Annotated in this window: 13 protein-coding genes; 5 read left to right on the forward strand and 8 right to left on the reverse strand. The window is 53.9% G+C overall.

Annotated features, from left to right (window positions below):
* Nucleotides 1-4: 4 nt before the first annotated feature.
* The gene (locus tag RIN69_RS20500; protein WP_313854195.1) at nucleotides 5-907 is read left to right on the forward strand and encodes a LysR family transcriptional regulator; all 903 of its coding nucleotides are present in this window, start codon (nucleotides 5-7) and stop codon (nucleotides 905-907) included.
* Nucleotides 908-944: 37 nt separating this feature from the next.
* Here RIN69_RS20500 and RIN69_RS20505 read toward each other — a convergent pair whose 3' ends face one another.
* The 4 genes from RIN69_RS20505 to soxR all read right to left on the reverse strand — a co-directional run bounded on the left by RIN69_RS20505 (nucleotide 945) and on the right by soxR (nucleotide 5,720).
* Nucleotides 945-2,594 carry a Na+/H+ antiporter gene (locus RIN69_RS20505; protein ID WP_313854196.1) on the reverse strand — a complete coding sequence of 550 codons (1,650 nt, stop codon included), beginning with the start codon at nucleotides 2,592-2,594 and terminating at the stop codon, nucleotides 945-947.
* 222 nt (nucleotides 2,595-2,816) lie between these two features.
* Entirely contained in the window at nucleotides 2,817-4,166 is a 1,350-nt protein-coding gene (locus RIN69_RS20510) for an NCS2 family permease (protein WP_313854198.1), read from the reverse strand.
* Between the two features lie 376 nt (nucleotides 4,167-4,542).
* The gene (locus RIN69_RS20515) at nucleotides 4,543-5,205 is read right to left on the reverse strand and encodes a glutathione S-transferase family protein (RefSeq protein WP_313854199.1); all 663 of its coding nucleotides are present in this window, start codon (nucleotides 5,203-5,205) and stop codon (nucleotides 4,543-4,545) included.
* A 29-nt stretch (nucleotides 5,206-5,234) separates the two neighbouring features.
* Nucleotides 5,235-5,720: a redox-sensitive transcriptional activator SoxR gene (gene soxR, locus RIN69_RS20520; RefSeq protein WP_313854201.1), complete on the reverse strand. Its 486-nt coding sequence runs from the start codon at nucleotides 5,718-5,720 to the stop codon at nucleotides 5,235-5,237.
* Nucleotides 5,721-5,809: 89 nt separating this feature from the next.
* On the opposite strand from soxR, the gene soxS reads away from it, so the two are divergent.
* A complete protein-coding gene (soxS, locus tag RIN69_RS20525) occupies nucleotides 5,810-6,211 on the forward strand; it encodes a superoxide response transcriptional regulator SoxS (RefSeq protein ID WP_313854203.1) in 402 nt (133 codons plus the stop codon).
* Nucleotides 6,212-6,470: 259 nt separating this feature from the next.
* Complete coding sequence (locus RIN69_RS20530; RefSeq protein WP_313854204.1) at nucleotides 6,471-6,752, forward strand: YjcB family protein; 282 nt, start codon at nucleotides 6,471-6,473, stop codon at nucleotides 6,750-6,752.
* Between the two features lie 5 nt (nucleotides 6,753-6,757).
* Here the strand turns inward: RIN69_RS20530 and RIN69_RS20535 are convergent, their stop codons facing one another.
* Both RIN69_RS20535 and RIN69_RS20540 read right to left on the reverse strand, forming a co-directional pair.
* Nucleotides 6,758-7,723, reverse strand: coding sequence for a DMT family transporter (locus RIN69_RS20535; protein WP_313854206.1), 966 nt, complete (start codon nucleotides 7,721-7,723; stop codon nucleotides 6,758-6,760).
* Nucleotides 7,724-7,798: 75 nt separating this feature from the next.
* Nucleotides 7,799-8,632 carry an AraC family transcriptional regulator gene (locus RIN69_RS20540; RefSeq protein ID WP_313854208.1) on the reverse strand — a complete coding sequence of 278 codons (834 nt, stop codon included), beginning with the start codon at nucleotides 8,630-8,632 and terminating at the stop codon, nucleotides 7,799-7,801.
* 84 nt (nucleotides 8,633-8,716) lie between these two features.
* Here RIN69_RS20540 and RIN69_RS20545 point away from each other — a divergent pair, with 84 nt between their 5' ends.
* Both RIN69_RS20545 and RIN69_RS20550 read left to right on the forward strand, forming a co-directional pair.
* A complete protein-coding gene (locus tag RIN69_RS20545; protein ID WP_313854209.1) occupies nucleotides 8,717-9,469 on the forward strand; it encodes an alpha/beta fold hydrolase in 753 nt (250 codons plus the stop codon).
* A gap of 156 nt (nucleotides 9,470-9,625) precedes the next feature.
* The gene (locus RIN69_RS20550) at nucleotides 9,626-10,039 is read left to right on the forward strand and encodes an ASCH domain-containing protein (RefSeq protein ID WP_313854210.1); all 414 of its coding nucleotides are present in this window, start codon (nucleotides 9,626-9,628) and stop codon (nucleotides 10,037-10,039) included.
* 44 nt (nucleotides 10,040-10,083) lie between these two features.
* Here RIN69_RS20550 and yghX read toward each other — a convergent pair whose 3' ends face one another.
* Together yghX and RIN69_RS20560 are read right to left on the reverse strand one after the other, a co-directional pair.
* A complete protein-coding gene (yghX, locus tag RIN69_RS20555) occupies nucleotides 10,084-10,968 on the reverse strand; it encodes a YghX family hydrolase (protein ID WP_313854211.1) in 885 nt (294 codons plus the stop codon).
* Between the two features lie 154 nt (nucleotides 10,969-11,122).
* Complete coding sequence (locus tag RIN69_RS20560; RefSeq protein WP_313854212.1) at nucleotides 11,123-12,991, reverse strand: amidohydrolase; 1,869 nt, start codon at nucleotides 12,989-12,991, stop codon at nucleotides 11,123-11,125.
* Between the last annotated feature and the right edge of the window lie 19 nt (nucleotides 12,992-13,010).

Below are 13,010 nucleotides of genomic sequence, written 5' to 3' on the forward strand. Positions count from 1 at the left end.
CATCATGGATGTCAGAGCCCTACGCTATTTCGTCGAAGTGGTTCGTCAGCAAAGCTTTACCCGTGCAGCAGAGCAGCTGTATGTGACCCAGCCGACCATCAGTAAAATGCTGCGTCAACTGGAAGAGGAGCTGGACTGCACCCTGCTGGTACGCGAAGGCCGCAAACTGCATCTGACCAATACCGGACAAGCGGTGTATCAGCGCGGTCTGACCATCCTGCAGGAATTTAAACAGCTGGAAACCGAGATTGGCGATATTAATGAATTGAAAACCGGCGAGCTGCGTCTCGGCATTCCGCCAATGGTTGGTATGCAGATCGTGGGGTCGATTTCCGCCTTTCGTCAGCGTTATCCGGGCATTGAACTGAAAATTTCAGAGTTCGGTGGGCTTACCGTGCAGCAAGCGGTGCTGTCCGGCAGTCTCGACTTAGCGCTGACCGCGCTGCCGCTGGCAGAGGATCTGCCGTTAAACACTCTGCCGCTAATGAGTCATCCACTCTGCGTGCTGGTGCCGCGCAGCGCACCGTGGCTGAACCGAAGCAGCATTGCGCTGGCTGAACTGGCCGAACATCAGATTCTGATTTTTAACGAGGAGTTTTCACTTAACCGTCAGCTGATGCAGGCTTTTCAGCGCAGCGGATTCACACCGAAAATTGCGGTGCGCAGTGGTCAGTGGGATTTTCTGGCAGCAATGGTGCAGGCAGGCATGGGCGTGGCGGTGTTACCGGAGCCAATTTGTCAGCGGCTGGATAAGCAATCGCTACTGTGGTTGCCGCTGGAGTCGGATATGGAGTGGAAACTGGGGTTAATCTGGCGAGAAGGCAGCTATCTGTCGCGCAGTGCGCAGGCGTGGATTCACTGTTGCCGTGAGTTTTGGCCGGGTGAAGCACCGAGATTATCGGTATAGGGGAGACGCTCTCGCCTCCCCTGTGGAAGGATGCCGGTTACTCCTCTTTCTCAATCAGCAATGCTTCCAGCAAATCGAGATCGTGCAGCAACTTCATCATGGTTTCATTAGTGATTTGCTGCGTCGCACGCAGATGGTAAACCTCGCCACGCTCGGCGCGCAGCGCGGTTAAGCGGAAGCGACGTTCAAGGTTTTCCGCAAACAGCGCGCGTTCTGCATCCTCTTTACCGTCGATACGCCGACGCAAATTGCCGACAACCCGCGCACTGGTCTCTTTCAGCAGCTCGGTATCAATATTCTCTTCGGTATCAACGGCCAGTCGCTCTTCCATTTTACGCAGGCTTTCGATCGCCACCCCCGCCATCGCGGCACGGGCATTCTGCATCTCATGGCGATGGGCTGACTTATCAATGCCCTCGACACCACGCAGCAGAATCGGCAGCAAAATCACCCCGACAAACAGCGAGAACAGAATCACGCCGGTAGCGAGGAAAATCAGCTCATAACGCGCCGGAAAATCATCACCGTTGGTCAGCAGCAGTGGAATCGACAGCACACCCGCGAGGGTAATTGCACCACGCACGCCGGCAAACGACGCGATCAATAACTCACGCGTTGAGTAGTTGCCGAACTCCATTGGGCGTTTGGTCATAAACCGACGGCTCAGACGCTGCATAATCCACAACCAGCCGAAACGCACAATCATCAGCGCCGCGTAGATCAACACGATATCGGTAAACAGCATCCACAGCTGGACGTTCGGATCGGCCTGAGCCTCTGCCACCGAGGTTTCCAGAATGCCCGGTAACTGCAGACCAAGCATCAGGAACACCATGCCGTTAAACACAAACTCCAGCATCTGCCAGACGCTGTTGGCACGCAGTCGCATCGCTAACGGTGCCTGACGCATAATGCCAGAGCGGGTGATGGTCATACCGGCAGCCACTGCCGCCAAAATGCCGGAAACCCCAAGGTGTTCTGCAATCAGATAAGAGGCAAACGGCAGCAGCAGCAGCAAAACGGTTTGCGTTGCCGGATCGTCACCGCTCAGACGGCTGAACAGGCGCAATGATTTACCAAACAACCAGCAAACGGCAATACCCGCCAGCAGGCCGCCAATCGCTACCTTCAGGAATTCGACGCTGGCACCTGAAACGGTAAACACCATGGTGCCCATCGCCACTGCGACGGCAAACTTAAGCGAGACCAGGCCAGAGGCATCGTTCATCAGCGCCTCGCCCTGCAGAATCGACATGATCTTCTTCGGTATTCGCCCTTCTCCGACAATGCCGGAAAGCGCCACCGCATCGGTCGGCGACAGCACCGCCGCCAGCGCAAATGCCGGAATCAGTGGAATGCCAGGCACCATCCAGTAAATCAGATAGCCGATTCCGACCACGGTGATCAACACCAGCACCAGCGCCAGGCCGATTATTTCGCGGCCATGATGCAGGAATTCACTGGTCGGCGTTTTCCAGCCGTCAGCAAACAGTAGCGGCGGAATAAACAGGACTAAAAACAGTTCAGGATCGAAGTCCACATGCAGGCCAAAATTTGGCCAGGCTAACAGTGCACCGGCGGCGATTTGCACCAGCGGTAAGGGGATCTGAAACGGAATTATGCGTGCAGCGACACCGGATAGTGAAACCACCAGCGTCATAATCAGTATTGTAAAGAATATTTCCATGCTTTCCTTGAAGCCTCTTCTTCCAACAGGCGTGATAAATACAGGCATGGGGAACAACATGCCTGAAGGAATTGTAAAACAAAAAGGCAAACCGTTTAAAAACAGGACGTGCGGTCAGGGAAATTAGAGACGATTCTGGCGTAAAAACGCCGAAATATGGCGTGATGTAGCGGAAAAGAGAATATTTCGCTGGGGCATCCGTTCCCCATACCTCATCACTGATTAAATCGCCCAGCCGCCTGCATAAAAAGCAATCAGCGCTACGGCAATTACCACAGTACCGATATTCAGCTTGCGCCACTCACCGGCAAAGATACGGCCAATCACCAGCGCACCAAAGCCCAGCATGATGCCGGTAACGATATTGCAGGTCAGTACGATAAATACCGCGCACAGCAAGCCGGACATGGCATCAACATAGTCGCCGAAATCGATCTTTGAGACATTGCTCAGCATCAGCAGACCAACATACATCAGCGCCGGTGCGGTGGCATAAGCCGGAACCAGGTAGGCCAGCGGCGACATAAACAGAATCAGCATAAACAGCAGGCCAACGACAATCGCCGTCAGGCCGGTTTTACCCCCCGCCGCGGTGCCGGCTGCGGACTCGATATACACCGCCGCAGGCGATGAACCAACCAGACCGGCAAAGATGCTGCTGACCGAGTCAGTCGTCAGCGCTTTTCCACCGTTAATAATTTGGTTGTCTTTATCCAGCAGATTAGCCTGGCCCGCTACCGCACGGATGGTGCCGGTGGCGTCAAACACCGCGGTCATCACCAGTGCCAGTACCGTAGGTAATACCGCCGGTTTCAGTGCGCCGAGAATATCAAGGCTGAACACCAGCGAGTTGCCTTCGGCATCGCTCAGGCTTGGCATCGCAAACAGCCCCTGATATTTCACCGCTGGATCGAAGATCAACCCGATGATTGATATCGCAATAATCGTCAGCAGAATTCCGCCCGGTACACGCAGTTTTTCCAGACCAAAGATTGCCGCGAGGCCGATCAGTGACAGCAAAACCGGAAATGAGGCGAAGTCACCCAATGCCACCGGCAGACCCGGCGCGGGATTTTTCACCACCAGACCCACGCTGTCGGCAGCAATCAGCAGCAGAAACAGGCCGATACCGACTCCGGTTCCATGCGCTACGCCCATCGGCATATTACGCAATATCCAGGAGCGGATGCCGGTGGCCGAGATAATGGTAAACAGCACCCCCATCAGGAATACCGCGCCCAGCGCCACTGGCACACTGATCTGCTGGCCCAGCACCAGGCTGAAAGCAGTAAAAGCGGTCAGTGAAATTGCACAGCCAATCGCCATCGGCAAATTAGCCCATAAGCCCATAATAATGGAGCCAAAAGCGGCAACCAGACAGGTTGAAACAAACACTGCGGTTGGCGGAAAGCCTGCCTTGCCCAGCATACCCGGCACCACAATCACCGAATAAACCATGGCAAGGAAGGTCGTGAGGCCAGCTAAAACCTCCTGACGCACGCTGCTGTTGCGCGCAGAGATTTTAAACCAGGCGTCGAAAGAACCGCTGGCCTGACGTGAAGGAGTCGACATAGAGAATATCCCCTGAGATTTCTTATGATGTATTCATGCATGGCGCGTATCAGTCGCACCCTGGTGGCGGGAAACACACTTCCCGACATAAAAGCTGTTATTACCCTATAAGCGAATAAGCAAACGTTTACTTCGCCGGCCAGATAAAAGGCGCACTGAGTGCGCCGATTTAAAAGGTAAACGATTATCCTGCCTTTAATGACGGATTTTCAACTGCTGTTTACGGTTAAATGACGACATTTAGCGATATTTCAGCAGTAAAATGCGCTCGCTAACCGCCGATCAGACTGTACCTGGCGGCGGCGACACTGCGTAATAGGGTTTTCTTATCAACAATCCGCAGCCACATCAGGGTGATAGCTTTGGAATGAAGAAACTACCCCAGCTTCAGCTCGCCACCCTGTTGAATCGCACGCTGCCAGGCGGCGCGGGTCTGAATTTTATCCAGCCAGGCTTTGGTATGAGGCGTATTGGTAAGACTGTCGCGCGTGGTCAACGCCTGAAGTGGAAAACTCATCTGAACATCGGCGATACTGAAATTTTGCCCGGCAAACCACGGATTTTTAGCCAGATGCTGCTCAATAAATTGTTGATGGGTAACAATTTGCTTATCGAGATACGCCTTCTGTACTCCTTTACCGAATGCGGCACCAATCGGGCGCATCAGCCACGGCACCGGCGGTTTACCCATCCGGCTAAAGATCAGCTTCATCACCAATAGCGGCATCAGCGAACCTTCCGCGTAGTGCAGCCAGTAACGAGACTGCAGCATCTCCTCTTCATCAGACAGTTTTAGCCGATATTCAGAGTCATAGCGTTCGGCGAGGTACTCGAGAATTGCGCCAGATTCGGCAATTACGCGGTTATCATCGGTAATCACCGGTGATTTACCCAGCGGATGAACTTTTTTTAACTCGGCAGGAGCCAGCATGCTGTTTTCACGCTGATAGCGTTTGATCTGGTAAGGCACTTCCAGCTCTTCCAGCAGCCACAGCACACGCTGCGAGCGCGAATTATCGAGATGATGAACAGTGATCATGGCGTAACCTTGTGTTTAACGGCGATTAATCAGTATAGACCTTCATCCTCACTTTCAATTTCCGGATTGAGCAATATCGCCCCGGTTCCTTGGGTGGAAAGACGGTCGTCCGGGTTACGCAGCGGACAGTCACTCATCGATAAACAGCCACAGCCAATACAACCATCCAGCTGATCGCGCAGGCGCGTCAGGGTTTCAATACGCTTATCCAGCTCTGAACGCCACTGCTGCGTCAACTCAGACCAGGCCTTTACCGAAATCTTTTTATCGACCGGCACATTCATCAGGTTGTCACTGAGTGTCGCCAGCGGAATGCCAATGCGCTGGGCAATTTTGATGATTGCCACCCGGCGCAATACATCACGCTGATAACGACGCTGATTGCCGGCATTGCGCGTGCTGGAAATTAATCCTTTGGATTCATAAAAATGCAGTGCGGAGACGGCGACGCCACAGCGCTTCGCCACTTCGCCGGGCGTCAGAACGGTTTTCTGGCGATTGCGATCTTTTTTCATTTAGCCCTTTACCTCAAGTTAACTTGAGGAATTATACTCCTCCACCAACAGAACAGCGAAATCAAAATCTATAAATGAAGGATGAGGTCATGATGCATAACGAAATTATTCATACACTGACTGGCTGGATTGAACAGAATTTAGATAAAACGTTATCGATTGATGAAGTGGCAGCGAAATCAGGTTATTCGAAGTGGCACCTGCAACGTATGTTCCGTACCGTCACGAAACAGACGTTGGGTGGATACATTCGTGAGCGTCGCCTGACACTGGCTGCGGAAGCACTGTCAAAAACCCAGCGCCCGGTGTTTGATATTGCTATGCAGTATGGCTATGACTCGCAGCAGACCTTTTCTCGCGTATTTCGCCGTCAGTTCTCCCAGACGCCGACCGCTTATCGTCACACCATGCGTCGTCAGAGTTTGCAGCGTCAACGTCCTTATCCGTTCGACTGCGCCGCGCGCTTTGCGGGCTGCGGCCAGAGTAACTAATTTCACTGACCTCGCTCTCCCTTCCCCTGATGTCACAGGCATCAGGGGCTGCCCTGTTATTTCTCCTTCAGTACTGCGCAAAAAACTACCATACCAGGTATAAAAATCGTTCAATATTTAAAATCCGGTGATATAATGTGATCCACGTCACAAATATATCCCGGTATCAGCGCGCTGAGAAATCTTCCTGACATTTCTTCCGCCCCTTTGATGATGCCGCTTTTTCAGGTCAGGGCTTTCATCTCAAGAGGTTTGTTCGATGGGCACTTTAACCGCCAGTGTGCTACTTATGCGTTGGGAACTGCTGAGCGCAGTGATGATGTTTTTCGCCAGCACGTTCAAAATTAAATGCCGTCAGAAAAGCCGCAATGCCATGGCGTTTATCTTTAGTGGCATTGGTATTGGTATGTCATGCTGGTTTGTTACTGGTCTGTTCGGCATCACCCTGAGTATGGAGAACGTTAACCACTTCTGGGATGTATCGAAAGACGTGTTTGTTGACGTGATGAGCCAGGCACCGGCCAACTGGCCGATGCCGTAAAAGCCTTAGCGGGATGACGACAGCGGTTTAATCACCGGTTCGGGTTTAATCCGCATCGCGTAGATCACTCCGGCGATCAGGCAAATAATCCCGCACAGCGTCATTAACGGCGGCCACTGCTGGCGCAGCAGAAAGGTATATCCCAATCCTGCCAGAATCTCGAAGACAATCAATGGGCCAACCAGTACCGTCGGCAGACGCTGGCTGGCTTCATTCCAGCATAACGCGCCCAGCCACGAGCAAAACAGGCCAATGACCAGCATCAGTGGAATAAACACTTCCGGGCGCGGGCCAAACGGCAGCGCAAAGGCTGGCTGAGTCAGCGCCAGGTTCGCTGTTACCACCACACCGGCAATCAACGCGACCGGCAATGTCACCAGCCCCTGCGCGGTCGCCCAGGTGCCCGGTTTTTTATCCGGATTCTCCCGCAGCCAGCGAGAGTTGCGTAGCGGATACCAGGTCCAGCAGGCAACGGCAATCAGCGCCAGCGCAATGCCACTGAGATAGCGCCAGAGATCAAAATCCACCGCGCCACTTTGCAATTCCGCCGCATTAACGCATATCAGCCCCAGCGCAATAAGCAGCAAGGCAGGCGTCAGTTTGCGCCACGATAATCGGCCGTCATGATGCCCATAGACCAGGTTGGCGGTTACCGAGATCACCACCGGCAGCGTGCCGATAATCATGGTCGAGACAGGCGCACCGGTGCGCTGGATAGCATTGGCGAGGCAGGTGTAATAGAGAATATTGCCAATCACCGTCAGTTTTAGCGCCTCAATCCAGTCGGCACGCGACAGCTGGCGTAAACGTTGACGCGCATGCCACGCTAGCGGCAGCGCCAGCAGACCAAACGCCACGTAACGCCCGACCGACTGCAACGCTCCCGGATATTCCGGCACCAACAGCGGGCCAACAAAAATTAATCCCCACATTAAGCCTGCGGAGAGAGCAAATAATACGCCAGAGAACATGATTAGCCTGCTAAACAGTAAAAACAGCCATCAGTCTGGCGTGAATTACGGCAGAAATATTGTATGAGATTGCGGTTAACGCCGTGGCGGCATGACCTGCTTTTGATAGCGGCCCGGCGTAATACCATAGCGCTGAGAAAAAGTGCGCGTCAGATGTGCCTGGTCGGTCAGGCCCGACGTTGCCGCCACTTCCGCCAGCGGCACACCGCGCGTTAGCAGCTGCTTTGCCTCAAACAGACGAAACGCCATCAGCATCTGGTGCGGCGTAACGTGATACTGCTGCTTAAACTGACGCAGGAAATGATAAGGACTCAGCGACACCAGCGCCGCCAGTTCGGCGAGCGTGATATTGCGCTCGAAATTGGCCCGCAGGTAGTCTCTGACGATATCAAAGCGATGCGCAGGCTCAGCCTGCAGCTTATTTGCCACCCGCGCGTGAGGACGGAATAATTGCATGATATTCAGCAACAAACTCTCTGCCGCCAGCGAATCACTCGCCTGCCAGAGTGCGGCCAGCGACTGTGACAGCTGTTGTGAAGTGGCGAGATCGTCACGTACCGCATCGGTAAACCACCAGCCCTGCTCACCGGAAAGTGACTCCAGCATCTGCGGCTCAATATAAAGCATCCGATAGCGCCAGCCTTCATCTGTGGCTGACTCGCCGGTATGCAGTTCGTCCGGATTCATCAATACCAGCGAATGGGTCGGCGCAACGTGATTGACGCCGCGATAGCGAAAGCGCTCCGCGCCAAAATCGATGGTGCCAATACCAAAAGCTTCATGGGTATGCGGCTCAAACGCGTAGCTGGAGATATGCGCGTGATACAGCTCCACTCCCGGCAACGACGGTAAATGACGGAACTGTGCGCGATCTTTTTCACATGGAAACTGTTCAGGTACGCCTTGCACTGCACACTCCCGCTACTATAACGATGAAGGGATAAGCATAATAGAATGCCAGTCGCTTGCTCAACAATGCAAAGGAGTTTCACATTGAACTGCTTTTTCTCTTCGGTGCTTTCAGGTGAAGTGCGCTATCACGATCTGCCCGGTGAACAAGCGCCGATCGTATTCATCCACGGTCTGGGTTGTGCAGCGTCCTATGAATACCCGCGCGTGGCTGCCGATCCGGCATTGCGCGATCATCGCATTATTCTGATCGATCTGCCCGGATCCGGCTTTAGCGATAAGCCCGCCAGCTTTAGCTACACCACCAGCGACCAGGCACGAGTAATAATCGAATTGTTAAACCATCTCGCATTACCGGCGTTCACTCTCTACGGCCACAGTATGGGCGGCAGCATCGCGATTGAAGTGGCGGCGATGAAACCCGCTAACCTGACGACGCTGCTGGTCTCCGAGCCCAACTTTCGCGCCGGTGGCGGTAGCTTCAGCCGTATCATTGCCGCGCAGGATGAAATTGAATTTATCGCTTACGGCCACGATTTGCTGATTGAAGAAGATGACACGCCGTGGGCTGGTTCAATGCAAATGACGTTAGCGCAGGCCGCCTGGCGTGACGCCTCCTCGCTGGTTAACGGCATTACGCCTTGCTGGCTGGACATCTTTACCACGCTACCGATGCGCTGCGGCCTGATAGTGGGTGAATACTCACCTTTTGACCAGGATGTTGATATCGTTAAGGCTGCCGGGATTAATCTCTCGGTGGTCGCCCGCGCCGGACATGCGATGTCATGGGAGAATCCACAGGGATTAGCCGCGGCAATTGCGGCGGGTTGCCAGTAGTCATCCTTTTGTCCGGAGAATTAACTCTACTTCCAGGCCACTGGCGCATTGCTCGCCCGGTCAGCGATCTGCAACACAGGGCGGGTATGTCCCGCACTGAAGACAAAGAACGCATCGGATTAAACCCCACCTTATCAACAAGGATTTTAGTTAAAAATGGGCAACGCTCTCGCAATTCTGCAAGATAAATATCCCGGTGCATTTAGCTGGTCATTTGGTGATACAGCGGAACTGGCTGATGAGCTGGCAGAGCTGGTAATTAAAGGTATCAAGACCGCCAGCTGTTGTTCTTTCGACTCTTACAGCAAAGAGACAACGCCGCCCGTGGTGGGCAGTTACAGCATCATTCTGAACAGTGCAGGAGAGCCAGCTTGTGTGATCAGAACCGTAGCGATGCGGCTGGTACGCTACTGCGACGTCACTGCATCACAAGCCAGACTGGAGGGCGAAGGCGATCTTAGCCTTAATCACTGGCGAGCCGGACATCAGCAATTTTTTCAGCGTGCAGGCACATTTTCTGAAGATATGGAGCTGGTTTTTGAGGAATTTCAGCTGATTGAAATCGTTTAAGGCGAACGCCGATATCCGCAGCGTCGCCATTCAATGATGCTGAATTACATCAGATATTCGCGGAACCAATTGATGGTTCGGTCCCAGGCGAGATCCGCCGCTGGCTTATCGTAGCGCGGCGTCGAGTCATTATGAAAACCATGATGTACGCCCGGATAAATATACGCCTGATAGTTTTTATTATTGGCTTTCAGCGCCGCTTCATAAGCAGGCCAGCCCTCGTTAATTCGCGTATCCAGCTCGGCGTAGTGAATGAGTAATGGCGCTTTAATGCGCGCGACATCTTCGGCTTTCGGCTGACGCCCATAAAATGGCACCGCTGCTTTTAATTCCGGATAGGCCACCGCCGCCGCATTCGATACGCCGCCGCCGTAACAAAAACCGGTAATACCAACATTGCCGTTTACCTGCTTATGCTGCATCAAAAATTCAATCGCGGCGAAGAAATCATTCATCAGTCTGGTGGCATCAATCGCCTGTTGCAGTTCACGCCCTTTTTCATCATTACCCGGGTAACCGCCTACGGAACTGAGTCCGTCCGGTGCCAGCGCAATAAATCCGGCTTTGGCAACCCGGCGCGCCACATCCTCAATATAGGGATTCAGCCCGCGATTTTCATGCACCACCACCACCGCCGGAACCGGCCCGGTGGCCGCAGCAGGCCGCACCCAATATCCCCGCACTTTCTGATGACCACCAGGCGACGGATATTCAATGTATTCCGCAACAATATCAGGATCGGTAAATTCAACCTGCTCAGCTAAAGCGTAATTGGGCATCAGCGCCCCCAATACCGCCGCCGCCGTGCCACCGACTGCAAATTTAGAGGCCAGCGAGAGAAATTCGCGCTTGGTAATTTTGCCGTGCACATAGTGATCGTAAAGCTCAAGCAGTTCCGGAGAGAAGTCTTTTGCCGTCAGACGGGTCATAGCCGTGCTCCTTTCGCATCAGTTAACGGGGGAAAAAGTGCAGTTAACACTATGGCCGAAGGTGCGAGAAGTTGCTAACGGAAAGCGCGGGTAAGCGGCTGAAATTGTAGGGGAGCCGTTTTCGGCTCCCCTACAGTCCTCCTGCTTTAATGGTCTAAAACGCGAAGCAGGAACAGCCCAGCGCGCCCCAGAAAGCGTTATCATCCGCTACCGGCACCGACGATCCTCGCGCGATATTATGTGAATGCTGATGTACGCCACATGGTCCGCTGCAATGGTGTACCTGCTGCATTAACGCCACGCGGCCATTAGCCTGCGGCGGTGCGCTGCGGTAATGACCCGGCACGCTGACTACCGGCGACCAGTCCGGCAGGACCGGAATCGACGGCGGTGCCAGTGGGCCAAAGCTGCCCGCAGCGTAAACAATTTCGCCGTCCACCATCGTCAGTACCGATTCGATACCTTTAATCGCTTCTTCCGCCACGCTGAAATAGTCCTGCGATAAAATCACCAGGTCCGCCAGCTGGCCGACTTTAATCTGCCCTTTCTTGCCCTGCTCACTGGAGAACCAGGAGCTGCCCTGCGTCCAGAGCATCAGTGCCGTTTCACGATCGAGACGCGCATTGTCGTCATACATCGCCATACCACCAACGGTACGACCGGAAACCAGCCAGTAAAGCGCGGTCCATGGATTGTAACTGGCGACACGCGTCGCATCCGTCCCCAGCCCGACCGGTACGCCAGCCTCGAGCATCCGCGCCACCGGCGGCGTCTGTTTGGTGGCTTCTTTACCGTAACGCTCGGCGAAATACTCCCCCTGAAACGCCATACGGTGCTGTACCGCAATGCCACCGCCCAATGCTTTTACCCGCTCAATATTGGCTTCAGTAATGGTTTCTGCATGGTCAAAGAACCAGTGCAGGCCGTTAAACGGAATCTCACGGTTAACCTTTTCAAACACATCCAGCATGCGGCTGATGGATTCGTTGTAGGTTGCATGCAAACGGAATGGCCAGCGCTGCTCCACCAGATGGCGCACCACGCGTTCCAGCTCATCTTCCATACCCGGAGCCAGGTCGGGACGCGGTTCGAGGAAGTCTTCGAAGTCGGCCGCCGAGAACACCAGCATTTCACCCGCGCCGTTATGTCGATAAAAATCAGTACCCTGGCCCGGCTTCAGCATATCAGTCCACTTTTCAAAATCTTCCAGCTCATGGCCGGGGCGCTGGGTAAACAGATTGTACGCAATGCGAATGGTCAGCTGCTTTTTCGCGTGCAGTTCAGAAATCACTTCGTAATCATCAGGATAGTTCTGGAAACCGCCACCGGCATCAATCGCACTGGTGACACCAAGGCGATTCAGTTCACGCATAAACTGACGTGTGGAATTAACCTGTTGCTCCAGCGGCAGTTTTGGTCCTTTTGCCAGCGTGGCATATAAAATCATCGCATTAGGCCGCGCAATCAGCATGCCGGTCGGATTACCTTTGCTGTCGCGCTGGATTTCGCCGCCCGGCGGATTCGGCGTGTCGCGGGTATAACCGACAACTTTCAGTGCCGCGCGGTTCAGCAGGGCACGATCGTACAGGTGCAGGATAAATACTGGCGTATCCGGTGCCGCTTCGTTAATTTCATCCAGCGTAGGCATGCGGCGTTCAGCAAACTGAAACTCATTCCAGCCGCCCACCACACGAACCCACTGCGGATTAGGCGTGCGCAGCGCCTGCTCTCTCAGCATTCTTAACGCGTCCGCCAGCGATGGCACGCCTTCCCAACGCAGCTCAAGGTTGTAATTCAGGCCGCCACGGATTAAATGCAGATGTGAGTCGTTTAGCCCCGGAATACCGGTATGTCCTTGCAGATCGACAACTTTAGTCGCCGCATCGGCGAACTGCATCACCTCCGCTTCACTGCCCACTGCCAGAAACTTGCCATCTTTAATCGCCACTGCGGTTGCCAGCGGATTGTCACGGTCCACCGTATGAAACTTACCGTTGGTCAGAACTAATGAAGCTGTTGTCATTACATTTCTCCAGGTAAGA

Origin of the sequence: Winslowiella toletana, from assembly GCF_032164335.1 — a bacterium.
Lineage (GTDB): Bacteria > Pseudomonadota > Gammaproteobacteria > Enterobacterales > Enterobacteriaceae > Erwinia > Erwinia toletana_A.

Coding starts and splice junctions, on each gene's coding strand:
- RIN69_RS20500 (WP_313854195.1), top strand. CDS start 5: ATGGATGTCAGAGCCCTACGCTATTTCGTCGAAGTGGTTCGTCAGCAA.
- RIN69_RS20505 (WP_313854196.1), bottom strand. CDS start 2,594: ATGGAAATATTCTTTACAATACTGATTATGACGCTGGTGGTTTCACTA.
- RIN69_RS20510 (WP_313854198.1), bottom strand. CDS start 4,166: ATGTCGACTCCTTCACGTCAGGCCAGCGGTTCTTTCGACGCCTGGTTT.
- RIN69_RS20515 (WP_313854199.1), bottom strand. CDS start 5,205: ATGATCACTGTTCATCATCTCGATAATTCGCGCTCGCAGCGTGTGCTG.
- soxR (WP_313854201.1), bottom strand. CDS start 5,720: ATGAAAAAAGATCGCAATCGCCAGAAAACCGTTCTGACGCCCGGCGAA.
- soxS (WP_313854203.1), top strand. CDS start 5,810: ATGATGCATAACGAAATTATTCATACACTGACTGGCTGGATTGAACAG.
- RIN69_RS20530 (WP_313854204.1), top strand. CDS start 6,471: ATGGGCACTTTAACCGCCAGTGTGCTACTTATGCGTTGGGAACTGCTG.
- RIN69_RS20535 (WP_313854206.1), bottom strand. CDS start 7,723: ATGTTCTCTGGCGTATTATTTGCTCTCTCCGCAGGCTTAATGTGGGGA.
- RIN69_RS20550 (WP_313854210.1), top strand. CDS start 9,626: ATGGGCAACGCTCTCGCAATTCTGCAAGATAAATATCCCGGTGCATTT.
- yghX (WP_313854211.1), bottom strand. CDS start 10,968: ATGACCCGTCTGACGGCAAAAGACTTCTCTCCGGAACTGCTTGAGCTT.
- RIN69_RS20560 (WP_313854212.1), bottom strand. CDS start 12,991: ATGACAACAGCTTCATTAGTTCTGACCAACGGTAAGTTTCATACGGTG.